Below are 23135 nucleotides of genomic sequence, written 5' to 3'. Positions count from 1 at the left end.
AGATTAAAAAAACTTAGAAACTTAGTCACTTAGAATCTTAGAGACTTAGAAACTATAAAAAAATGAATGAAGTAAAAGTATTTTGCCCTGCAACTATTGCCAACCTTTCCTGCGGATTTGACGTTCTGGGATTGTGTCTGGACAATGTAGGTGACGAAATGATTGTTCGAAAAACGGCTGAAAAAGGCATTCGTATCACCAAAATTGATGGTGCCAATTTGCCTTTGGAAACCGAAAAAAACGTAGCCGGAGTAGCTTTATTAGCCATGCTGGAAGAAGTAGATGCCGATTTTGGGTTCGAAATCGAAATTTACAAACACATCAAGGCCGGAAGCGGAATTGGTAGTTCGGCTGCCAGTTCAGCAGGAGCAGTTTTTGCGGCTAACGAATTATTAGGCAATCCGTTTACCAGAAAAGAACTGGTAAAATTTGCGATGCAAGGCGAAAAATTAGCTTCGGGAAATGCACATGCTGACAACGTTGCCCCTGCCCTTTTAGGCGGATTTACATTGGTTAGGAGTTCAAATCCTTTGGATATTATCAAAATCGATAGTCCGGACGAATTGTTTGCTACCGTAATTCATCCGCAAATTGAGTTAAAAACTTCAGATGCACGTTCGGTATTAAAACAAACTGTTTCCTTAAAAAGCGCCATCACGCAATGGGGAAATGTAGGCGGATTAATTGCCGGATTATACACTCAGGATTACGATTTAATCGGACGTTCGTTACATGACGAGATTGTAGAACCGTTACGAAGCGTATTAATTCCCGGTTTTGATTTAATCAAACAATCGGCTTTAGAAAACGGCGCTTTAGGTTCCGGAATATCCGGTTCTGGTCCTTCTATTTTTGCTTTAAGCAGAGGAAAAGACACCGCCGAAAAAATCGCCAAAGGAATGAGCGAAGTTTACGACACCATGAATTTACCTTATGAAATCCATGTGTGTAAAGTGAATGATACAGGAATGAGAGTGATTTAGTCCCTAGTGATTATTAGTCCTTAGTCACTACTAACGACTAAGTACTAACAAACTAAGGACTCATAAAAAATAAAACTAAGGACTAAGTACTAATAAACTAAGGACTATTATAAAAAAATGAAATACTACAGTTTAAACCATAACGCACCAAAAGTTTCTTTTCAGGAAGCCGTAATTCAGGGATTAGCAGCCGATAAAGGATTGTATTTTCCGGAAAGTATTACACCGCTTCCGCAATCTTTTTTTGACAACATTGAGAATTTAAGCCACGAAGAAATTGCTTTTGAAGCGATTCAGCAATTTGTAGGTGACGAAATTCCGGCAGAAACCCTAAAACAAATCATTTCCGAAACCTTATGTTTTGATTTTCCTGTGGTTCCTGTAGAAAACGGAATCTATTCTCTGGAATTATTCCACGGTCCTACGATGGCGTTTAAGGATGTTGGAGCGCGTTTTATGTCCCGTTGTCTGGGTTATTTTAACAAAGACAAAAAAGACAATACCAATACGGTTCTGGTAGCAACTTCCGGAGACACAGGAGGTGCTGTAGCAAGCGGATTCCTGGCTGTTCAGGGTGTTGAAGTCGTTATTCTTTATCCTTCGGGAAAAGTGAGCGACATTCAGGAAAGACAATTAACTACGTTAGGGCAAAACATCAAAGCGCTGGAAGTTGACGGTGTTTTTGACGATTGCCAGGATATGGTGAAGAAAGCATTTTTAGACGAAAGTCTGAAACACAAAAACCTGACTTCGGCTAACTCCATTAATATTGCCCGCTGGTTGCCACAAATGTTTTATTTCTTCTTTGCTTACAAAGCATTGAAATCTCAAAATAAAGAATTGGTTTTCTCTTGTCCTAGTGGAAATTTCGGAAACATCTGTGCCGGAATCATCGCTAAAAAAATGGGATTACCGGTGAAGCATTTTGTTGCAGCTACAAATGTAAATGATACCGTGCCGAGATTTTTAGTCAATGGAAATTATGATCCAAAACCATCTATTGCAACCATTTCAAACGCAATGGACGTAGGAAATCCAAGTAACTTTATCCGTATTCAGGAAATGTACGGAAACGATTTGGCTCAGTTTAAAAAGGATTTTTCTTCTTATACCTATAATGACGAAGAAACCTTGGCAGCCATGAAAACCATTTACAACACTGACGGTTATATTGCTGAGCCACACGGAGCAGTAGGTTATTTAGGTTTGAAAAAAGAACTGGAAAACTACCCAAATGCTATTGGGGTTTTCTTAGAAACCGCTCATCCTATCAAGTTTTTAGACGTTGTAGAACCCGCTTTAAACCTACAATTACCAATTCCTACGCAAATTGAAAGCGTACTAAACAAAGAAAAAGTAAGTACTAAAATCAAGACTTATGACGAATTGAAAGCATTTTTAGGATAGACTTTCAAACATAATATACAAACGGCTATGGAGTAATCTTTAGCCGTTTTTTTTTTTATGGCGTGCCCTCGTTGCAGAACGTTTACTTAATACTCGAAATTTTGTTTAGCAACGAGGTCGGGCTGTACGTTCCCGCTTCCCGATAAAAAATCGGGAGAGCTCCTCTTCCATCCCTCACGCAAACGCACAGAATAAAACTACGCATTTAAGTACGAAAAGTTTGCAACAAATAAAAGTTCATTTAATGATTTATGAGAATTTTTCCTATATTAGCCTAAATAAATATCAGCTTACTAATGGCACAAAGCCAGCCAAAATTAGGTAGATTGGAGCCATTTTATGGCTGGTATAAACAAGTTAGGCGAAAGCTTCACCGCAAAAACATGAAGATGGAATTAACAGAAGAAAATTACTGGGCAATTGAACTTTCCAATTTGTACGATTCGAAAGATCAAGAAAAATTAAAAAGCTATTTTAAAGATTTGCTTGACCTTCTAATTTATCTTCATGAAATTCTTGCTGAAGAAAAAGTTAAAGTCCATGAGTCAATTATCCTTTCTGAAGAACTTATTGTAAAGTTCTATTTTCATGGATTAACAATAAATAAAATCTCAGAAGGTTTCAATTTTCAATCAAAATATTTCGGTAACGGTGCTGTAGCCAAAAACAAATTCGTTGATATTGCGTCAATTTTGACTATTGGTAGATCACAACTCGAAACACTATTGATGTATCAGCATTTGTATATAAATTCTGGAGATGAAAATGAACTTTGGCTTCGGTACTATGCATGGATTTATACAGCTTTATTGCAAAGAAGCAGTATGCCCACTGACACCGCAGAAGCAAAACAAATAAAAGAAGCTGACATCAAAGCCATGGATGTTCTTCGTAAAAAAATGGAAAGTCTTTTCCCTTCAACTAACCTTTCAGAGAAACAACAAAAAAGCCTTCTCGAAAAAGGAAATGGGAAACTTTTTAAAACATGGGATACTATTTTTAAGGACTCTGGCTTTTCTAATGCAATCTTCTCTAAACTATATTACATATTATCCGTATATGCCCACACAGAAGGTCTGAGTGCTATTCAAATGAAATCTGCAAAATACAATAACACGAAACAAGAAAATTCCGATCTAATTTTTATTCAACTTTTTTGTTCAACTCTTATGACCGCAGTAATGATTAACAATATTTGTAAGAAACATGAAAGCTGCAAAAACAGATTTGAGAAAATGAGTAATAAATTGAAATATACTGTTCAATTCTTATCAAAAATTTCTAAACAAGCATTCGCCTAACCGCCGTTAAATCAAAATTGCCGAGATTTCGGTAAATTGAATAATCATTTTCACGAAGAAAGTTTTATCTTGGCAGAGAGATCTCGGCTCGCTTCAATCGGCAACCTCGTTTAGCGGCCAAACGTTGGCAATAATGCGCCAGCAGAATCATAAAATATAACGAAATTTGATAAAACAATCATAAATGGATATAGAGATAATTATCGAAAAAACAGGTTTGAAATTATTGATTGAAAAATATTTAATCGAAAAATTATTAGATAATTCCATAAAAATAGGTATTACAATTCTTGAAAAAGAATCAAAAAAGAAAACACAATTGGTAAGTGATTCATCTTTTTTTAAAATTCAAGTTTCACAAAGTTTTGTAATGGAACATTATGCGTGTCAAACTGAAGATTACAAAAACCTATTAAAAGAGTTTCAAAATATATTTCAACTTATTTCAAAAAATACTGATGAAATAATTAAACAAATGCAATCATTTTCTTCAATTTCTGTTTTATATAAATTCAAAGATTTTATTCTGCATTTTCCATTTAATTTTTTAGGAGAAAATTATATTCTTGCATTTGAAAATGCCTTAAAACTAATTTTTCTACTTAATAGGAATTTAATTCCAAACATTGAAAAACAAATAATCAAAACTTTTGACGAAGGAAATAAACAACGCTTTTTTTCCTTTAAAAAAAATGATTGGAAAATTATAGATCCTTTAATATTAATTACAAAAGATTTAAATGATAAATATCGTGATGATAAAGATTCACGTATTAAAAAACCACATATTGTTGTAAATGAAGACAATATTTTTAAATATTTTGTTTTTGAAACAAATTGGGTTTTAGTTTTTGATGGTTTAGAAACTATGATGGCTCAACCTAATGATGTTTCAATTTATTCAAATATCGCAGAAAAAAATTTACAAGGAGCAGAAACCTTTTACAAAGATATAATTTTACCGCGACATAAAAATTATCACGGTTCTTTTCCAAGTGAAGCAGAACAAAAAGAATATTTTGATTATTTTGAATTAATAATTCAAGCAATTATATTTTCTTATACCGCACTAGAAGCATTCGCTAACATATGCATACCAATTAATTATAAATACACAGTTGACAAAAATGATGTTAAAACCATTTATGGCAAACAAGCCATTGAACGTAATTTTAGTTTGCGAGATAAGTTCAAAATAATTTTACCTCAAATATTAGATATACAAGATGTAACTATTTCAAAATGGTGGTCTACGTTTATTGAACTTGAAACGTTGCGAGATGAAATTATTCATTCAAAGCCTTCAAAATCTGAAAATAGATATTCATCACTATTGGAAAAAAGAATATTTAAACTAATTAGAAATCATAGATTAGTAATAGAATTCTACGGTAACTTTATATTTCAAAATAAAAAAAAATTATTAGAAGAATATCCATACAATATGGGTTTTGACGAAGTTTATCCAGGAATAATGACCGAAAAAAATTATGATGAAACCTATAGAGAAATGCATAATATAAAAATATAAGAACTACTGCCAACACACGCTGCAAGCAATTGGGCAATAGTCTTAATGGAAAAATTGGTTTGTATTTGGAAGATTTGGCAAATCCGAAAATAAGGCTTTATTTAATCCCAAACCGCTTGTAGCGCGGGGACGTAGCAATTTTACATGAACAGATTTCTGATAACAACAATTTTTTTTCTAATGTTTTCGAACATTATGATTGGCCAATCAATTAGTCTAATTGAAGGGAAGGAATTTCGTGGCGTAATATTTCCAAGTTCTTACAAGAATACTTCATACAATTGGTTAGAAGACAAAAATAGATTTACACCAACGAAAGAAGAAATTCTGTTATTTGAAAAAAAATTACATGATAAAGTAAAGCTGATAAATAAAAGGCGCTTGAATCAAAAAGGTAAATGTCCAGTTATACATAATAACCTCCAAAAATACATCAGACAATATTTAGGATTTATAGATGAATCTGGAAAAAAATATTTGATAATTAATTTTCTTTGGAGTAGTTCTAGTTTACATGAAAAACCAAACAAGGAATACTACAATGAACTTGGAGATTGGAAAAAGAATTGGCAAGTCTGGTTTGATGGTTGTAGTCATTTTTGGAATGTGAAATATTACTTGGAATCTGAAACTTTATTTGATTTACAAGTTAACGGTTCTGCATAAAAACATCAGCAAACTGGCGTTTGGCAAAATGGCGGGTTTTGGGCTCAATTGATAATTTGTTTTATATCTTTGAAGTCACTGCTAAACCGAAAGTTTAGGCTTCTTTAATCCGCAACATCGCAAACCCTGGGAACGTTGTCAGCAAGGCTAACACAAAACATAAACATAAAAACAACGAAATTACACAATGGGACTTTTTGACAAAATATTCGGAAAGAAAGAAGATAAAATTCAGTCATATGAAGCCTTTTGGAATTGGTTTTCGGCAAACGAACAGACTTTCTACAAAGTAGTAAAGACAGGTAAAAATATTGAAGCGGATTTTTTCAATAAACTTTCACCAAAACTTGAAGAATTAAAAGACGGTTTCTTTTACCTGACAGGTATGTATGACGACAATACAGCAGAATTGGTATTTACACCCGATGGAGTATTGAAGAACATTGTTTTTGTTGAAGAACTTGTGAGTTCAGCACCAAAAATACCAAATTGGAAATTTACTGCATTAAAACCTGCACTTGACATAGAGAATGTTGGAATTAAAATGGCAGATTATACTTTTGACAGTAATAATCTATCATTTTACGCCATTGAGCATAACAATTATCCAGATGAAGTTGACATAGTTTTAGCCCACAACGATTATAAAGAAGACGACAAATCAACCATTATAAATGGGACATACCTATTCCTTGACAATTATCTCGGTGAACTCAATTCTGTTACAACCATTGACAATTTAACTGTAATTTCAAAAGACCAAGCTGAAAAAGAGTTGATGCCAATTGAGAAACTGAAAGACTATTTGATTTGGCGAGAGAAAGAGTTTTTAGAAAAATATGATGGTGTTCGTTACAACACAGAGAATGATAGTTATTCAAGTTTAGAAGCGACACTTAAGAATGGACTTCCATTAGTTGCAATTATCAATTCAACTTTACTTGATTGGGACAGTAAAGCATCTCATCCTTGGATATTAAAAGTTGAAATGAAATTTGACGGTAGTAAAAACAATGGTATGCCCGACAATAATACTTATGAGCAACTTAATAACTTTGAAGACGAAATAATGGCTGAACTTAAAGACTTTGAAGGGTATTTGAACATATGCAGACAAACAGCAGACAGTGAAAGAATTGTTTACTTCGCCTGCAAAGACTTCAGAAAACCATCAAAACTTCTTCACAATTTGAAAAAGAAACATTCAGACAAATTAGATTTGAGTTATGACCTTTACAAAGACAAATATTGGCAATCATTTGAAAGGTTCAGACCAAACTAACACAGGAAGCCCAATAGCGGATTTGTAATCCGTGCCCGCAAAGATGAGCAAATAGAAATACTCTACTGATTGATCCTTGTTTCGTGAGGATGACAAGCTTGCGAATAAGTCATAGTGTGAAATACAATTAGTAATTGCTCTATTAAATCAAAGACTATCAGTTTTAGAAGCAAAATCCATCCCTCACGCAAATATACAAAATAAAAAAACTACTCATTTAAGTACGAAAAGTTTGCAACAAATAAAAAGTCCATTTGATGATTTATGAGAATTTTTCCTATATTAACCTAAATAAATGTCAGCTTACTTATGGCACAAAGCCAGCCAAAATTAGGTAGATTGGAGCCATTTTATGGCTGGTATAAACAAGTTAGCAACAAGCAAAACAAACAACGTGTATAATCGAAAAGAAAAAATATTTTAACGAACGTTAGGTAATCACTAATTTTTACTTATTTTTGCACCATGAGACCACAGAAAATTTTAGATACAGATATGATATCCGGACTTACCAAAGTTTTTAGAGATAAAGGCTATGAAGGAACGAGCCTAAATGATCTAGCAGAAGTAACCGGATTAAAAAAAGCAAGTCTATATCATCGATTTCCAAATGGAAAACAAGAGATGGCAGAATCTGTATTGAACAATATAGATCAGTGGGTCGATGATCATATTTTCTTTCCCCTAATGGATGAAAATAAACCAACAGAATTGAGACTAAAAGATGCGCTGAAAAATATTGAAATTCTTTATGACAGCGGAAAAAATACGTGTGTTTTAAGAGCCTTTTCTATGCATAGCGGATTGTCGTTATTTGAGAAACAGGTGAAATCTGGTATGGATAAATGGATTACAGCTTTTAATGCATTGGGTATTGCCTTAAAATTAACTTCCACGCAATCTCAGCAAAATGCTGTTCAGACCTTAATTGAATTGCAAGGCAGCCTCATTGTAACAAAAGGCTTAGCTGATACAAGTATTTTTAAAAACACATTAAAAAATATTGAAAAGCGCTATTCGATAGCGTAAAAAAATTTGAATTAATAAATTAACAAACGTTCGGTAAATTATGATACAATTACATCCACTACCACCTTTTAACGAAGAGACAGCAATGCAAAAAATTCAAAAGGCAGAAGATGCCTGGAACAGCAAAGATCCAATTCGAATTTCAGAAGCATATACGATTGATACAGAATGGCGCAATCGAAATCAATTCATCAACGGAAGAAAAGAAGTACAGGATTTTCTTGCTGACAAATGGAAAAATGAACTGGATTATAAGCTTAAAAAACAGCTATGGACATTTAACGGCAATCGTATTGCTGTAAGATTTGAGTACGAATATCGGGATAAAAATGGTCAATGGTATAGAGCTTACGGAAACGAAAACTGGGAATTTGATGAAAATGGATTAATGACAAAAAGGTTCGCAAGCATCAATGACTTAAAAATTGAAGAAACAGAACGAAGGTTATAAACAATCAGAATATGAAAAAAATTATCCTATTACAATTTATCATCCTAATCACATTATTTGGATGTAAAAACGCAACAAGCAGTAAAACTACCGATAAATCAAAAAGTATGACACACAAACACCCCACATTATTTAAAACCATCGAAATTAATGGAATTAACATTGCTTACAGAGAGGCAGGAAATCCCAAAAATCCAACAATAGTGCTATTGCATGGTTTTCCTTCATCTTCACATCAATACCGAAAAGTTTTATCACAATTATCTGATGACTTTCACTTGATTGCACCAGATTATCCCTCATTTGGAAATAGCGATTTTCCGTTGGCAAGTGAATATGAATATACTTTTGATAATATTGCAAAAACAATAGACGCCTTTCTAGAAAAGAAAAAAATTGACTCTTATGCATTAATGATACAAGATTATGGAGCACCTATTGGTTTCAGAATAGCTACAGCACACCCAGAAAGGGTTACGGCAATAATAAATCAAAACGGAAACGCATATTTAGAAGGTTTGGGCGACGCTTGGGCTGGAATTAGAGCACTTTGGAAAGACCGAAACCCTGAAACCGAAAAAGCAATACTACCAGCCTTTTCATTAGATGGTTTGAAATGGCAATACACACACGGAACAAGAAATGTTGAAACAGTAAATCCCGACACCTGGAATTTAGATTATTTAAGACTTTCAAGACCAAATGCACATAAAGTCAATATGGATTTATTTTACGACTATCAAAATAACTTAAAACTATATCCAAAATGGCAACAGTATTTAAGAGATAATCAACCGCCTTTATTAATAGTTTGGGGAAAAAATGATGAGTTTTTTCCTGAAAGCGGAGCAGTTGCTTTCAAAAAAGATGTAAAGGAAATCGACTATAATATTTATGATACTGGGCATTTTGCATTAGAAGAAGATGGAGAAGAAATAATAGAAAAAATTAGAGTATTTATGACGAAAGTTGAGCAGTAATTGCCAGTTGCTAACAGCCTGTAACCGCAATCGCGGAGATTCCCGATAGCGGATTTGTAATCCGTCCCCGCAAAGATGAGTGAGCAAATGGAAATACTCTACTGAATGATCCTTGTTTCGTCAGGATGAAAAGCTTGCGAGTAAGTCATAATCTGAAATCCAATTAGCAATTGCTGTATTAAATCAAAGACTATCCGTTTTAGAAGCAAAAATAAAAATAACAACTTTACAACCCCGATAGCGCGGATTTGTAATCCGTGCCCGCAACAGTGAACAAATAGAAATACTCTACTGATTGATCCTTGTTTCGTCAGGATGAAAAGCTTGCGAATAAGTCATAGTGTGAAATCCAATTAGCAATTACTGTATTAAGAAATATAAAAGACTATCGGTTTCAAAAGCAAAAAATAAATATCAAGAAATTTAAAAAAAAGTGATAACTTTGTAATTACAAAAAAAGTAGTAATGGAAATTTCAGTAATCCCTATAGGCAACTCAAAAGGAATTCGTTTATCGAAAACTTTACTTGAGAAATATAATATCACCGATAAGGTTGAACTCATACTTGAGAAGGGCTATATTATTCTTAAGCCAAAATCAGAACCTAGAAATGGTTGGGAAAAAGCATTCCAAAAAATGCACGAAAACGGAGATGATAAATTGTTGATTGATGATGTTTTTGACGACGAAAATCTTGAAGAATGGTCATAAAACAATACCAAATCGTATTAGTAAATTTAGATCCCACTATTGGAAGCGAAATGAAAAAAACACGACCGTGTGTTGTTATATCTCCTAACGAAATGAATAAATATTTACAAACAGTTGTAGTTGCTCCAATGACTAGTAGTTCAAAAGTCTATCCTACAAGAGTTGAAATACACCACAATGACAAAAAGGGATGGATTGTTTTAGACCAAATCCGAAGTCTTGACAGGCAAAGAATAATAAAAGTTTTAGGAGATATAAGCGATAAAGAAATTATAAAAGTAAAAGAAGTTCTGAAGGAAACCTATGTAGATTAACTAGACATAACCGCTATTTCATCATAAAATTTTACAAGACTTCATAATAATTCTGTAATAAAAAAAAGCTGTGATTCCGGTAACTTTATGACTCAATTTAAAGCTAAAAGTTATGGATAATAAAATGTATCATTATGCTACTGTCAGCAAAGCATTAGAGGAATTAAACAATAAAGGATATACGGTAGACTTCAATGTTCAGGAGTCCAAAATAATAAATAATCCAAATGATTTTGAAATCCAGCATATTTATCGCTATGAAGGAGAGTCAGATCCGGGTGATGAGGCCACAGTGTTTGGAATTGAATCAAAAACAGGCGAAAAAGGCGTTTTTGTCGCCGGACTTAATGCTTACACCGAAAATAGTGCCGCAATGGTTCTACATGATTTGAGTACCAAGGGTAAAGATGATTAATGGAACTAAAGTGATTTGCTCTTTTGTAAAAACATCAAACAAAACCAATCTTAATCATTTCGGATTGGTTTTTTTTATGTTTAAAACTTAAAAGTCTTTTAAAAATTGGACAAAAAACACCTTTTTCCAGATTTAAACAATACTTTTGAATGTTCAACCAAACTGTTTTTTCAAAAGAATGAAACGAATAATGCTGCTCTTTTTTGTACTGCATCTTTTTACGAATTGTAGTACTGTTAAAAAAAACAATGCTCATTTAGAGCAATTAATTTTGCCGGATCAGCTGAAAAAAGATGTAGATTTTATTTACAAAAAACTACAAAAACGCCATCCTAATCTGTACTATTACAGCAGCAAAGAAAAACTGGATTATAAATTTGACAGTTTAAAAACAACTATTACAACTCCGTTAAAACCTCTTGAATTCTATAAAAAAATCAGTCCGGTTGTAGCTGCCATCCGTCAGGGGCATACGTATGTTTTAGCTCCCGAAAAGGAATATTCAAAAAAAGAAACCAAAGCCATTATTAAAAACGGAGTCGGGCCTTTTTCCCAATTTGATTTTTCATTTTATGATAATAAGTTGTATGTTTTCAAAAACAAATCCCATAATAAAACAATAGCAGCCGGTACTGAAGTCCTTTCGGTAAACGGTGTACAGCCTCAAAAACTAATTGCTGAATACAATCAGTATTACAGTTCAGACGGCTTTAATGAAACGCTGAAAAAAAATGGGGCAGCAAGACGCTTTGTTGCTGCTTTCACAACCGAATTTGGCATAAAAGACAGTCTTAGCTATATTTTTAAATCAAATGACAGTATCAAAACCGTTACGATCAAACGCTTTAAAGACAGTATTACTAAAAAAGACAGCAAAAAATCTCCAAAAATAACTCCGCTAAGCTCAAAAAGCCAACACGCATTCCGACGAAAAAAACGCATTAACGGCTACGATAAAACCACAAAAACGTTTATAAGAAGTATGGATTTTTTTCCAAAAGACAGCAGTGTGGCAATCCTGAAGATTAAAGCTTTTAAAAAAGGAAAATACCATCGTTTTTACAAAGAGAGTTTTGCCAAAATACAAAAACAAGATGCTAAAACCCTTATTATCGATTTAAGAAACAACGGCGGCGGGCGACTGGCAGAAATAGTAAACCTCTACTCCTATCTTGCCGATTCTACTTTTGTTTTTTTGAAAAAATCAGAAGTAGTTTCAAGAGCCAGCGTGTTTGAAGGTGCTTATTATAATAGTAATTCTGTAGCTGAAAAAGCGGTAAAGACACTGTTTTCCCCTTTTGTTTATGGCTATTTACTCTTTACTGTTCATAAGGATAAAGACGGTAAAAACTATTTTGCTACCGAAACCAAACCCCATAAAATCAATAAAAATGCTTTTAGTGGAAAAATGTATGTTTTGATTAATGGCGGGAGTTTTTCGGCTTCCAGTATTCTTTCTTCCCATCTAAAAGGTTCTGGCAGAGCCTTATTTATAGGAGAAGAAACGGGTGGCGATTATAATGGTACGGTTGCAGGATTTATGCCTGTTGTGAAGCTACCCCACTCTGAACTAAAAGTGAGAATGGGGATTATGAATGTAAAACCTTATTATCAAACCGATGTAACGGGACATGGTATTTATCCGGATATTTTAATAAAACCAACATTCGAAGACCTCATTCAGCGAAAAGATCCCGAACTCGATTGGCTGAAAAAAAATTTAAAAGAATAAAAATACACTTTACAAATCTCCTTCAGCAGCTGTTTTTTTAACGACCTAAAAGCAGTTATCATACTTAAAATCACTACCTTAGTAGTAGTAATTTTAAACATACCGCAATATGAACAATGTAAAAGAATTAAATAAATGGGCCAATGCGCACACTTATTTTACTTTGGATTTAGTACGAATTGCACTGGGAGTGTTCTTATTCGTAAAAGGAGTTTATTTTATCACTAATATCCCCTATTTAGTAGATTTAATTTCTCCTATTGACAACATTGGAGGAGGAATGTTTCTCGTTCATTACATTACACCTGCACACATGATTGGAGGTATAATGATTGCTTTTGGCTTATTAACCCGCTGGGCAATTATCGCACAATTACCTATTTTGATTGGTGCTGTATTAGTTAATTTTATGGGCGAAATGCATACTGAAAGTTTATTTCTTGCCCTGGTGACTTTGGCCGTTTGTTTCTTTTTTCTGGTTTACGGAAGCGGAAAAAACTCTGCTGATTATTACTTCAAAATGTATCAGTAAATGAATTACCGGAAAAATTAGCATACTGCTAAAAAACAATTTTACATTATTTATACTATTCAAGCCCGATATCCTGTCGGGCTTTTTTTGTTTTAACATCCTAAAAACTAGACATTACGTATATCCAACTAGTTCAGTACCAATAAATTCTAAAAGCTACTTAGTACTTATACGTGATTACAAAACACTAAATAACAACACATTAGAATATTTTTATGTGTTTACACCTTTTTTTTACTGTTTTATAAAACAAATAAAGTGGGTTTAAAAAGCTTGTTTTTATTGCGCAAGGCGTTACATATAAGTACAATTACGTAAGTATGTTTGCAGTGTAATAATTAACAAAACAATTTTAAAACCTAATAATCATGAAATTAATCAAAACACTTTCTTTATCATTAATTGGGCTTATAGGCACCGGAGCGATGGCTCAGGAATTTAGTTCGGATATTCAGATCAGACCCCGATATGAATACACTAACGGTTTTGGAACTTTATTAACACCTACAACAAGCCATACCTCATTTGTAGGGCAACGTACCCGAATCAACCTTAATTACGGAGACAGCAAGTTAAAAGTAAAAGTAGCTTTGCAAAATATACGTACCTGGGGAAATGTAAATACTCTTGGAAATATGTCAACTGATAAAAACGGAGTGGCACTTTATGAAGGATGGGCTCAATACAGTTTTACTGATAAATGGAGCACAAAAGTAGGTCGTCAGATGCTTTCTTATGATAACCAAAGAATTATTGGAGGATTAGACTGGGCCAATCAGGGACGTAGTTTTGATGCTGCTTTAATCAAATACAAAGGAGAAAAAAGCCAATTAGACTTAGGATTTGGTTTAAATGCTGATTCGGAAGCTAAAGTTGCTCCTTCTACCCCATTTGCAACCGATTTTAAAGACATGCAATATGCCTGGTACCATACCAGTATTAAAAAATTAGGTGTTAGTTTATTAGCTTTAAATCTTGGAAGAGAATATCAAAAATCACCTTCAGAAATAGAAACCAGTTATTCTCAAACCTTAGGAACATATCTGAATTATGCCGGTAAAAAACTAACATTCGATTTTAGTTTCTACGGACAAACCGGAAAAATTGGTGCTAACAAAGTTTCCGCTTGGGAAACAGCTGCTAATTTAGGATATGCTTTTGCTCCAAAATTCAAAGCAACTTTAGGATATGAATTCTTATCCGGAAAAGACCAAACCGCTACTTCGACAATGGTTAAATCTTTCAACCCTGTATTTGGTACTAACCACGCTTTCAATGGTTTTATGGATTATTTCTACGTAGGAAACCACGCTAACTCTGTTGGTTTACAAGATGTTACTCTAAAATTAGATTTCCCTATCAAAAAAGTAAACCTGTCTGTTGCTCCTCATTTATTTTATACTGCAAATGAATTGGCAGCAACTGATGATAAATACTTAGGAACTGAAATTGATCTAACTGCAGTTTACAAAGCAAGCAAAGACATTACAGTTGTTGCCGGATATTCTCAAATGTTTGCCACAGAATCTATGGTTGCGCTTAAAGGAGGAACCGGTTTAAAAGATACTGCAAACAACTGGGCTTACTTAATGGTAAACATCAACCCACAAATATTCTCTGTAAAAAAATAATTGAAACCATAACTTAAGAAACATTTCAAATGAAAAAAATAGCATTAAGATTATCGATGATTCTTTTAACAACCCTGAGTGTTGTTAGCTGTAAAAAAGAAGTTAAAAAAGAAGCTGGCGAAGCTGAAACGGCTTCTGCTTCTAAAACTGAAAAATTAGCTTTAGAAAAACCACAAGTAACATTGGGTTTCATTAAACTGACTGATATGGCTCCATTGGCTATAGCCAAAGAAAAAGGATTCTTTGAAGACGAAGGTTTATTTGTAACACTGGAAGCACAATCTAACTGGAAAAATGTTTTAGACCGTGTAATTGACGAACAAATTGACGGTTCGCACATGCTGGCAGGTCAACCCATTGCAGCAGCAGTAGGTTTTGGAAGACAAGCTAAATTAGTAACTACTTTCTCTATGGATTTAAACGGAAATGCCATCACAGTTTCTAATGATGTCTGGTCAAAAATGAAACCAAGTATTCCTTTGAAAGACGGAAAACCGGTACATCCTATTAGCGCCAGTGCTTTATTACCTGTAATTAAAGACTACAAAAATGCTAACAAACCATTCAAAATGGGTATGGTATTCCCGGTTTCTACACACAACTACCAATTAAGATACTGGCTTGCAGCAGGAGGAATTAATCCTGGACAATATACTAAAGACAATGTACAGGGAAACATCAACTCAGATGTATTGCTTTCAGTAACACCTCCGCCACAAATGCCGGCTACGCTTGAAGCAGGAACAATCAACGGATACTGTGTAGGGGAACCTTGGAACCAGCAAGCAGTTGCTAAAGGTATTGGTGTTCCGGTAATTACAAGTAGCGATATCTGGAAAAATCATCCGGAAAAAGTATTCGTTATGACAGAAGCTTTTATCAAGAAAAATCCAAATACTGCCATTGCTATTACTAAAGCATTAATCAGAGCCGGTAAATGGTTAGATGATCCAAAAAACAGAGCGGAAGCAGTAAAAATATTATCAAGTCCGGCTTATGTAGGTGCTGACGAAAATGTTTTGAAAAACTCAATGACGGGTACATTTGAATATGAAAAAGGCGATAAACGTGACGAACCAGACTTTAACGTATTCTTTAAATACAATGCTACTTACCCATTCTACTCTGACGGTATCTGGTATATGACTCAAATGAGACGTTGGGGACAAATTACTGAAGCGCAACCGGCAGACTGGTATGCTTCTAAAATCAAAGAAGTTTACAAACCTGAAATTTGGACTAAAGCAGCTGAATTACTGGTTAAAGAAGGTAACTTAGATCAGGCTGATATCCCAACAACAGACGGTTACAAGCCAGCTACTAGTGAATTTATTGATGGATTGACTTATGATGGTAAAAAACCATTGGAATACATCAAAAGCATGAAAATTGGTAACAAAAACTAATTAAAAATAAAAAGCAGAGGATGTGATTCAAAGCATCCTCTGCTTCTTAAAAAACTAAAAATACGGAGTCTCTGGAAATTAAAACTCAACACTTTATTTCTTTATTAAAAAGCTTAAAAAGGATTTTACGAAATCATACTTTTTTAATCTCTTTTAAACCAACATTATAAAATATAAGTATTATGAAGACAATGACAATAAAAACTGTGAAATTTATGGGATTAGGTTATTTAGAACCGCTAATTCGAATGATTGCAGGTGAAGAAGTGAAAAAAAATGCGAAAGATGTATTCAAGAGAATCTTTATTCCTTTACTTTCTGTTTTTCTTTTTATCCTGTTATGGCAATCATTTTCTAATTATTTAAATAATGTAGAATCAGAAATAAAAATTGAAAAAGCTTTAAAAGACCAGGGTCCGGAAGCGGCTAAAAAGTTGGAAGAATGTATTGCTTCAGGTGATATCAGCTGCAGACCTAATTCTTTACCTTCTCCGGTAATGGTGCTGGGTGCTTTAGGAAAATTATGGGATGATCACTTAATTATGACCGCTAAAAAAGACGACTTCATCAGTCAGTATGCCAGCATCAACGAAGAACGCGCTGCTAAAGGCGAATCGGAAATTGTGTATACCGGAAGACCTTCTTTTATTGACCAGATACAAACGAGTTTAAAAACCGTTTTTGCCGGATTTTTATTATCGGTAATTATTGCTGTCCCAATGGGGATTGTACTGGGATTAAGCGAGACATTGCGAACATCTTTCAACTGGATTGTTCAAATTTTCAAACCGGTTTCTCCTGTAGTCTGGTTGTTACTGGTTTCTATGATTGTAAAAACAGTTTTAGCTAATGTAGATGTCGAAAAATCATTTGTTATTTCGTTTATCAGTGTGGGATTGTGTTCTATGTGGGCCACTTTAGTCAACACCAGTGCCGGAGTTTCCTCTGTAGACAAGGACTATATTAATGTTGCCAGAGTATTGCAACTGGGAACCTACAGCAAGATTTTCAAAATCATCCTTCCTTCTTCTTTCCCAATGATTTTCACAGGATTAAGAATCACCCTTTCGGTGGCGTGGATGGTATTGATTGCCATTGAATTATTGGCGCAAAGCCCGGGATTAGGTTCTTTTGTATGGGAAGAATTCCAAAATGGTTCCAGCGATTCTAATTCGAAAATTATTGTAGCCATGTTTGTGATCGGACTTATCGGATTCATGCTGGACAGAATCATGATGATTTTCCAAAAGTTGCTAACCTTTAATGACTAACAAGAAGTTGCTAAGTAACTAAGATGCTAAGAAACTTAGATACTTAACTGAATTTCAATGACTAAATAATAAATTAAAGATACTAGACATTTAAGAGAATAAGAGTTAAAAAAACTTTGTAACTCAGAATCTTAGAAACTTAGTAGCTTAAAAAATAAAAAATCATGGCTTATTTAGAACTTAAAAATGTTTGCAAATCATACGGTGAAGGCAAAAACAAAACCGAAGTATTAAAAAATATCAATTTAAAAATTGAAGAAGGTGAGTTTGTAGCCATCGTAGGTTTTACAGGAAGTGGCAAAACTACGTTGATCAATTTGATTGCAGGATTAATAGAACCGGATTCCGGTCAGGTATTATTCAAAGGAAAACCCATTCAGGGAACCAGCCACGAGCGCGGAATTATATTTCAAAACTACTCTTTACTTCCGTGGTTAACTGTTTATGATAATATTGCCATGGCAGTAAAAACAGTTTTTCCGGACTGGAAAGCAAAAGAAATTGAAGAACATGTGAATGGTTTTATTGCCAAAGTAAATCTTTCGCATGCTGCACATAAAAAACCAAAAGAACTTTCAGGCGGAATGCGTCAGCGGGTGGCTGTAGCCAGAACCTTAGCGATGAGACCGGAGCTGATTCTGATGGACGAGCCTTTAGGAGCTTTGGATGCACTGACCAGAGGTAATTTGCAGGAAGAAATTCTGAATATCTGGAGCGAAGACAAACGTACTGCCTTACTGATTACAAATGATGTAGACGAAGGTGTTTTTATGGCTGACAAAGTGATTCCGCTTCGTCCGGGGCCAAAAGCGACTCTGGGACCTGAATTTGACATTAAAATTGACAGACCACGAAACAAAATCGATTTGAATCACAATGACAATTTTAAAAAATTAAGAAACGGAATCATCGAATACCTAATGGAAATAGGTGCCGAAAGAACTGCCGGAATGGAAGTCAGCACCTATGAATTACCGGATTTAGTGCCGATGCAATTCAGTTAATTTTTTAAATATAAAAGTGATTAAAGCTAAAAAGCTAAAACCTGAATAAAACGTAGAGCATGTTTAAGTCCTAATATATTTTTTGCTGTCAGTCTGAGCCTGTCGAAGACTCCTTTTAGATAGTAAAAAACACTTCGACAAGCTCAGTGTGACACAAATAAGCTAATGACTTATATGTAACCTTTTTAAAGAAAAACATCATGACAGCAACGATAGAAAAAACACAGCACATACCCCATGATCCGGCAGGATTTGAAAAATACATGTTGGAGATAAACAACCTGAAAAAAGTATATCCCACGCCTCAAGGAGATTTTGTAGTATTAGAAAATCTAAATCTCAAAGTCAAAGAAGGAGAATTTATTTCGATCATAGGTCATTCCGGATGTGGAAAAACGACATTACTTTCGATGATTGCAGGATTAAATCCTATTACTGGAGGACAAATTGTACTAAATGGCTCCCCTATTTCAGGTCCCGGACCCGACAGAGGAATTATCTTTCAGTCCCCTAGTTTGTTACCCTGGATGTCAGCCTTAGAAAATGTAGCACTGGGAGTTGACAAAGTTTTTGCCTATGCCACTAAAAAACAACGTCAGGATATATGCAAATATTATCTGAGCAAAGTGGGACTTGACGGTGCCTTTGACAAGAAAGCCAAAGACCTCTCGCAAGGAATGAAACAAAGAGTTGGTATTGCCAGAGCCTTAGCCTTAAAGCCACAAATATTGTTGCTTGACGAACCTTTTGGGATGCTGGATTCCCTGACCCGTGGCGAGTTACAAGACGTTTTATTAGAGGTTTTAAACAAAGAAAAAACTACGGGAATCATGATTACGCATGATGTGGATGAGTCTATTTTCCTTGCTGATCGTGTGATCATGATGACTTCGGGTCCAAGAGCGCAAATTGGTGATATCTTAGACATTAATTACGAAAGACCCCGAAATAGAAAAGCAATTCTGGAACATGCTACTTATTATGACAACAGAGAGCATTTAATTAATTTTCTGGAACATTAATATAAAGACATTCGCCTGAAATTTACCCTAAGAAAAATTGTAAAACAGTATCGGGAACTTTCAGTTAAAAAGGGGTTCTCGCTACTAACAACTGTCCTTAGCTTCCGCAGTCGAGCGTCAAATGTTTGAAAAATACGTAAAAAGAAAAGCTGTTTGAGCGTAGCGAGTTCTTTTCTTTTAGTATTTGAAAACTTATTTGACCGATGAGGAAGCGCAAGACTTGATTTTTTTGTTTCTTTTTTGATCAAGCAAAAAAGAAAATTATAAATACTCATTTTGAAAAAGACAAAATAAAAATTGCCCCACAATCTTACTTTAATTATTTTTACTCTAAAAGCCGAAGCCTCAAAACTTCGGCTTTTTTTATGCTTTTTTACAAATGAAATTAGTATTCTTGCAAGAAATAAGAACCGCAAATTCGCAAATTAATTTAGTTTAAAATGCCACGAATTCACGAATATAATTTCTGTAATTTGTGAATTCGTGGCAGACTACGTTTTACTATTTCTGTAACCAATAAATTTCAAAAAAACATGACTATCGAAGACCTGGTGGGAAAATTCCAAATTACAGGAAGCAATCAAGATGCCGAAGACCATACTTACAAAGGAACACTTTCTTTAAGTTTAGATCACAATAAAAGAATTAAAGCCCAATGGTTCATCAATAACGAACAGGTTCAAACCGGCAACGGCTTCTTTAGAGATAATATTCTGGTGATTAACTTTAAATACCAAGGAGAAGACAACAAAACTTTCAAAGGTGTGGTAGTCTATCGCTGCATTTCTAAGGATTTATTAGATGGTTTTTGGTCTGAAAAACATGGTGATCCTTTGTATCTGGGAACTGAACGCTGTTTTAGGATTAGTGATGTCGTAAATTAAAAATAGAATTGCTTTTATGTGTAAGAAATATTTTTATTTTTGTGTTGTGCGAATCAATAAAAAAGAGCCGCCTAATCTGCTAATTAAGTAGGCCAAGCACTTTATCGTTAGCGCCAAGCTACAGAATAGTATACTGAATTTTATTTTAATGCACATACCTAAATTTCAATTCTTAAAACTTTAAAAATGAAAATGAATCAAGATATATTAGATGAAATTGAATCGGATTTAACAAATGAAATTCGAGCTAGACAAGATTATATATTAGAGAAATTAAGAATAAGATTAAACTACGATTATTATTCCTTTCAACGATTTAACGGATTATTTGGTGGAAAGAATAATATATATGTGGATAGTGTAATGACTCAATTTACTGATTTTAATGATTTTTATGGACAATGGTTGAAAGGTGTTATTAATCAATATGAGCAAAGATTAAAATATGGTTCACAGAATAACCACAATGCAATATTGATGAAAGATTCAGAATTAGAAGGATTTGTAAGACTTTTTTTAGAACGAAATTTTTATCGTAATCTTAGAGCGAGAACAAGACTAAAGCCGGATGAACAATTATGGAGCGTTTGGTTTGGGTATAACGTCATTTTTGGATTATTGATAGCACCAAAATATACTGATGAAAAATGGGTTATTGACAAGAGTGAGATTAGGAGAGCTAACTACGAATATTGGACAATTGGTCATGTATTTCATGAGGGGTTAATTGATAATTTGCGCAGCAAACCTTTTATAATAAAATCATTAGATCAGTTTGAAAGCATATATCTATCTATATTTAAACAACTTTCAAATTCTAAATATGAAAAACAAATTTGTGAAAGATATATTGAATACCTAAAATCATCATATAACGTATTTTCAGAGCCATTTCTAATTCCTGAAGTTAGGTATGCGGGATTAGAAAAACAACATAAATATAGATTAGATTTTACAATTCTTAATCAACATACTCAACAATATATTGGATTTGAAATAAGTCCATCTTCGTCGCATATGAGTGTAAAAGGTTATAAGGATAAACAATTAGAGGTAAACGCAGAATTGAGTCAAAAATGGCATAAAGAAATGGAAAAGCGAAACGAATATTTTGCATTATTTGAAATCGCAACAATAACATTTACAGAAAAAATGCTCGAAAATTTTGATGATTGTTGGAAAATAATTCAGAGTTTTTTAAGTGCCCGATCAGAAGAAAAAACAAGTGTTCAAGACCAGCTTCAAAGAATTAAAAATATATAAATTTAAATTGTCTCGTCCTAAATAGTTTTAAAATATAAAAAACAAAAATATATTGAATCAAAAACTAACATAATTACATTAAATGATTTTGATTGTTTTATTCTTAATTCGAAATAAAATTTCACAATTATTATTCTGAAAAAACAAACGAATGAAAAATGCCATTTAAATTATTATTTTAGTCTATATTTTAATTTGAAAACCATGAAAAAAGTAATTGCAGCCATCAACATGACCCTTGACGGGATTTGTGACCATACCGCAGGGATTCCTGATGAAGCTTTACACAAGCATTATGAGGAACTTTTAGATCAGGCAGGAGTTATATTATATGGTCGTACTACTTACCAACTGATGCAGTACTGGCAAACACTCTTAATAAATCCTTCCGATGAAAAATCAATGGACGATTTTGCTGTGGCTATTGACAGAATTCCTAAAATTGTTTTTTCGAATACCTTAAAAAATACCGATTGGAACACAGCAACACTTGCTTCAAACGAAATTGAAAAGGAAGTTTCAGCACTCAAGCAGCAAGCAGACAAAGACATTTTAGTGGGAAGCAGGAGTTTGATTATTCAGCTGTTGAACCTTAATTTGATTGATGAGTTCCAAATTTGCATTCACCCGATGATCGAAGGAAAAGGACTTCCTCTATTCGACAAAATAAAAAACCAGACCATTTTTAAACTTTTAAAAACCAAAACCTTTACTTCAGGTGCCATCATTCTGTATTATGAGCCTATAAAACAATAAGTTAAAAAACAGCGACATTTCAAAAAAGCACACATTTTAAGTATTTGGATAAATAAAACTGCGTTGAATCTCCTAACTTTCAGTGAATTTAAAATAATGAAATTATGGAAAATATGGGGCAATCAAACTATAAAAAAATGCTTTTAATGTTAATCATTTCTTTTATAATCATGTACGCTGTGATGTTTTTAAATGTCGACAAACTAAATCACATCTATTTTAGCTATACCAGAACTTATATGTCACTATTAATGGTTACTCCTATGGCTTTGCTGATGCTTTTACTGATGCCTGCGATGTATCCTGATAAAAAAACCAATAAAATAATTTCCGTTTCGGCGATTGTTGTTTTTGTTTTTGCGTTGACAGCTTTACGAAGCCAGGCTTTTATCAGTGATGCACAATATATGAAAGCGATGATTCCGCACCACTCTTCTGCCATTCTGACTAGTAAAAATGCTAATATCCGAGATCCTGAAGTCCGCCAGCTTTCGGATAGTATTATAAAATCTCAGGAAGAAGAAATCAGCCAAATGAAATTGATCTTAAAAAGAATGAAATAAG

Annotated in this window: 23 protein-coding genes; all 23 read left to right on the top strand. The window is 33.8% G+C overall.

What is annotated here, in order from left to right:
• The first annotated feature begins 62 nt into the window (after positions 1 to 62).
• The 23 genes from BUB89_RS06690 to BUB89_RS06575 all read left to right on the top strand — a co-directional run bounded on the left by BUB89_RS06690 (position 63) and on the right by BUB89_RS06575 (position 23134).
• On the top strand, positions 63 to 983 hold the full coding sequence (locus BUB89_RS06690; RefSeq protein WP_073243292.1) for a homoserine kinase: 921 nt from the start codon (positions 63 to 65) through the stop codon (positions 981 to 983).
• Positions 984 to 1100: 117 nt separating this feature from the next.
• Positions 1101 to 2390 carry a threonine synthase gene (gene thrC / locus BUB89_RS06685; protein ID WP_073243290.1) on the top strand — a complete coding sequence of 430 codons (1290 nt, stop codon included), beginning with the start codon at positions 1101 to 1103 and terminating at the stop codon, positions 2388 to 2390.
• Between the two features lie 296 nt (positions 2391 to 2686).
• Positions 2687 to 3691, top strand: a complete 1005-nt coding sequence (locus tag BUB89_RS06680; protein ID WP_073243288.1) for a hypothetical protein — start codon at positions 2687 to 2689, stop codon at positions 3689 to 3691.
• A gap of 184 nt (positions 3692 to 3875) precedes the next feature.
• Complete coding sequence (locus tag BUB89_RS06675) at positions 3876 to 5222, top strand: hypothetical protein (RefSeq protein ID WP_073243286.1); 1347 nt, start codon at positions 3876 to 3878, stop codon at positions 5220 to 5222.
• A 195-nt stretch (positions 5223 to 5417) separates the two neighbouring features.
• Positions 5418 to 5888, top strand: coding sequence for a hypothetical protein (locus BUB89_RS06670; RefSeq protein WP_073243284.1), 471 nt, complete (start codon positions 5418 to 5420; stop codon positions 5886 to 5888).
• 187 nt (positions 5889 to 6075) lie between these two features.
• Positions 6076 to 7170, top strand: a complete 1095-nt coding sequence (locus tag BUB89_RS06665) for a DUF695 domain-containing protein (RefSeq protein ID WP_073243282.1) — start codon at positions 6076 to 6078, stop codon at positions 7168 to 7170.
• Positions 7171 to 7635: 465 nt separating this feature from the next.
• Complete coding sequence (locus BUB89_RS06660) at positions 7636 to 8199, top strand: TetR/AcrR family transcriptional regulator (protein ID WP_073243280.1); 564 nt, start codon at positions 7636 to 7638, stop codon at positions 8197 to 8199.
• A gap of 40 nt (positions 8200 to 8239) precedes the next feature.
• Positions 8240 to 8650, top strand: a complete 411-nt coding sequence (locus tag BUB89_RS06655) for a nuclear transport factor 2 family protein (RefSeq protein ID WP_073243278.1) — start codon at positions 8240 to 8242, stop codon at positions 8648 to 8650.
• A gap of 11 nt (positions 8651 to 8661) precedes the next feature.
• A complete protein-coding gene (locus BUB89_RS06650) occupies positions 8662 to 9630 on the top strand; it encodes an alpha/beta fold hydrolase (RefSeq protein WP_073243276.1) in 969 nt (322 codons plus the stop codon).
• A 465-nt stretch (positions 9631 to 10095) separates the two neighbouring features.
• Positions 10096 to 10341 carry an AbrB/MazE/SpoVT family DNA-binding domain-containing protein gene (locus tag BUB89_RS06645; RefSeq protein ID WP_073243274.1) on the top strand — a complete coding sequence of 82 codons (246 nt, stop codon included), beginning with the start codon at positions 10096 to 10098 and terminating at the stop codon, positions 10339 to 10341.
• Complete coding sequence (locus BUB89_RS06640) at positions 10332 to 10655, top strand: type II toxin-antitoxin system PemK/MazF family toxin (RefSeq protein WP_073243272.1); 324 nt, start codon at positions 10332 to 10334, stop codon at positions 10653 to 10655. Before BUB89_RS06645 ends, BUB89_RS06640 begins: the two co-directional genes overlap by 10 nt.
• 112 nt (positions 10656 to 10767) lie before the next feature.
• Positions 10768 to 11070 carry a hypothetical protein gene (locus tag BUB89_RS06635; RefSeq protein WP_073243270.1) on the top strand — a complete coding sequence of 101 codons (303 nt, stop codon included), beginning with the start codon at positions 10768 to 10770 and terminating at the stop codon, positions 11068 to 11070.
• A gap of 178 nt (positions 11071 to 11248) precedes the next feature.
• On the top strand, positions 11249 to 12802 hold the full coding sequence (locus BUB89_RS06630) for a S41 family peptidase (RefSeq protein ID WP_073243268.1): 1554 nt from the start codon (positions 11249 to 11251) through the stop codon (positions 12800 to 12802).
• Between the two features lie 109 nt (positions 12803 to 12911).
• Positions 12912 to 13334: a DoxX family protein gene (locus tag BUB89_RS06625; protein WP_073243266.1), complete on the top strand. Its 423-nt coding sequence runs from the start codon at positions 12912 to 12914 to the stop codon at positions 13332 to 13334.
• Positions 13335 to 13702: 368 nt separating this feature from the next.
• Positions 13703 to 14965: an alginate export family protein gene (locus BUB89_RS06620; protein WP_073243264.1), complete on the top strand. Its 1263-nt coding sequence runs from the start codon at positions 13703 to 13705 to the stop codon at positions 14963 to 14965.
• Positions 14966 to 14994: 29 nt separating this feature from the next.
• On the top strand, positions 14995 to 16371 hold the full coding sequence (locus BUB89_RS06615) for a CmpA/NrtA family ABC transporter substrate-binding protein (RefSeq protein ID WP_073243262.1): 1377 nt from the start codon (positions 14995 to 14997) through the stop codon (positions 16369 to 16371).
• A 182-nt stretch (positions 16372 to 16553) separates the two neighbouring features.
• Positions 16554 to 17642, top strand: a complete 1089-nt coding sequence (locus BUB89_RS06610; RefSeq protein ID WP_073243260.1) for an ABC transporter permease — start codon at positions 16554 to 16556, stop codon at positions 17640 to 17642.
• Between the two features lie 164 nt (positions 17643 to 17806).
• Positions 17807 to 18646: an ABC transporter ATP-binding protein gene (locus tag BUB89_RS06605; RefSeq protein WP_174799722.1), complete on the top strand. Its 840-nt coding sequence runs from the start codon at positions 17807 to 17809 to the stop codon at positions 18644 to 18646.
• A 200-nt stretch (positions 18647 to 18846) separates the two neighbouring features.
• Positions 18847 to 19668 carry an ABC transporter ATP-binding protein gene (locus BUB89_RS06600; RefSeq protein WP_073243256.1) on the top strand — a complete coding sequence of 274 codons (822 nt, stop codon included), beginning with the start codon at positions 18847 to 18849 and terminating at the stop codon, positions 19666 to 19668.
• 533 nt (positions 19669 to 20201) lie between these two features.
• A complete protein-coding gene (locus BUB89_RS06590) occupies positions 20202 to 20552 on the top strand; it encodes a hypothetical protein (protein ID WP_073243252.1) in 351 nt (116 codons plus the stop codon).
• 186 nt (positions 20553 to 20738) lie between these two features.
• Positions 20739 to 21815, top strand: coding sequence for a hypothetical protein (locus BUB89_RS06585; RefSeq protein ID WP_073243250.1), 1077 nt, complete (start codon positions 20739 to 20741; stop codon positions 21813 to 21815).
• A gap of 204 nt (positions 21816 to 22019) precedes the next feature.
• Positions 22020 to 22571: a dihydrofolate reductase family protein gene (locus tag BUB89_RS06580; RefSeq protein WP_073243248.1), complete on the top strand. Its 552-nt coding sequence runs from the start codon at positions 22020 to 22022 to the stop codon at positions 22569 to 22571.
• A 104-nt stretch (positions 22572 to 22675) separates the two neighbouring features.
• A complete protein-coding gene (locus BUB89_RS06575) occupies positions 22676 to 23134 on the top strand; it encodes a DUF305 domain-containing protein (RefSeq protein ID WP_200806822.1) in 459 nt (152 codons plus the stop codon).
• Position 23135 lies beyond the last annotated feature (1 nt).

Origin of the sequence: Flavobacterium flevense (assembly GCF_900142775.1) — a bacterium.
GTDB lineage: Bacteria > Bacteroidota > Bacteroidia > Flavobacteriales > Flavobacteriaceae > Flavobacterium > Flavobacterium flevense.
The sequence above is the reverse complement of the archived record's forward strand: the minus strand, read 5'-3'. Positions and strand labels throughout refer to the sequence as shown.

Excerpts from the sequence above, each read along its gene's own strand:
- BUB89_RS06645 (WP_073243274.1), top strand. The coding sequence starts at position 10,096 with ATGGAAATTTCAGTAATCCCTATAGGCAACTCAAAAGGAATTCGTTTA.
- BUB89_RS06665 (WP_073243282.1), top strand. The coding sequence starts at position 6,076 with ATGGGACTTTTTGACAAAATATTCGGAAAGAAAGAAGATAAAATTCAG.
- BUB89_RS06575 (WP_200806822.1), top strand. The coding sequence starts at position 22,676 with ATGGAAAATATGGGGCAATCAAACTATAAAAAAATGCTTTTAATGTTA.
- BUB89_RS06630 (WP_073243268.1), top strand. The coding sequence starts at position 11,249 with ATGAAACGAATAATGCTGCTCTTTTTTGTACTGCATCTTTTTACGAAT.
- BUB89_RS06625 (WP_073243266.1), top strand. The coding sequence starts at position 12,912 with ATGAACAATGTAAAAGAATTAAATAAATGGGCCAATGCGCACACTTAT.
- BUB89_RS06660 (WP_073243280.1), top strand. The coding sequence starts at position 7,636 with ATGAGACCACAGAAAATTTTAGATACAGATATGATATCCGGACTTACC.
- BUB89_RS06605 (WP_174799722.1), top strand. The coding sequence starts at position 17,807 with ATGGCTTATTTAGAACTTAAAAATGTTTGCAAATCATACGGTGAAGGC.
- BUB89_RS06610 (WP_073243260.1), top strand. The coding sequence starts at position 16,554 with ATGAAGACAATGACAATAAAAACTGTGAAATTTATGGGATTAGGTTAT.
- BUB89_RS06670 (WP_073243284.1), top strand. The coding sequence starts at position 5,418 with ATGATTGGCCAATCAATTAGTCTAATTGAAGGGAAGGAATTTCGTGGC.
- thrC (WP_073243290.1), top strand. The coding sequence starts at position 1,101 with ATGAAATACTACAGTTTAAACCATAACGCACCAAAAGTTTCTTTTCAG.
- BUB89_RS06655 (WP_073243278.1), top strand. The coding sequence starts at position 8,240 with ATGATACAATTACATCCACTACCACCTTTTAACGAAGAGACAGCAATG.
- BUB89_RS06585 (WP_073243250.1), top strand. The coding sequence starts at position 20,739 with ATGAAAATGAATCAAGATATATTAGATGAAATTGAATCGGATTTAACA.
- BUB89_RS06580 (WP_073243248.1), top strand. The coding sequence starts at position 22,020 with ATGAAAAAAGTAATTGCAGCCATCAACATGACCCTTGACGGGATTTGT.
- BUB89_RS06635 (WP_073243270.1), top strand. The coding sequence starts at position 10,768 with ATGGATAATAAAATGTATCATTATGCTACTGTCAGCAAAGCATTAGAG.
- BUB89_RS06690 (WP_073243292.1), top strand. The coding sequence starts at position 63 with ATGAATGAAGTAAAAGTATTTTGCCCTGCAACTATTGCCAACCTTTCC.
- BUB89_RS06650 (WP_073243276.1), top strand. The coding sequence starts at position 8,662 with ATGAAAAAAATTATCCTATTACAATTTATCATCCTAATCACATTATTT.
- BUB89_RS06640 (WP_073243272.1), top strand. The coding sequence starts at position 10,332 with ATGGTCATAAAACAATACCAAATCGTATTAGTAAATTTAGATCCCACT.
- BUB89_RS06620 (WP_073243264.1), top strand. The coding sequence starts at position 13,703 with ATGAAATTAATCAAAACACTTTCTTTATCATTAATTGGGCTTATAGGC.
- BUB89_RS06590 (WP_073243252.1), top strand. The coding sequence starts at position 20,202 with ATGACTATCGAAGACCTGGTGGGAAAATTCCAAATTACAGGAAGCAAT.
- BUB89_RS06615 (WP_073243262.1), top strand. The coding sequence starts at position 14,995 with ATGAAAAAAATAGCATTAAGATTATCGATGATTCTTTTAACAACCCTG.
- BUB89_RS06680 (WP_073243288.1), top strand. The coding sequence starts at position 2,687 with ATGGCACAAAGCCAGCCAAAATTAGGTAGATTGGAGCCATTTTATGGC.
- BUB89_RS06600 (WP_073243256.1), top strand. The coding sequence starts at position 18,847 with ATGACAGCAACGATAGAAAAAACACAGCACATACCCCATGATCCGGCA.
- BUB89_RS06675 (WP_073243286.1), top strand. The coding sequence starts at position 3,876 with ATGGATATAGAGATAATTATCGAAAAAACAGGTTTGAAATTATTGATT.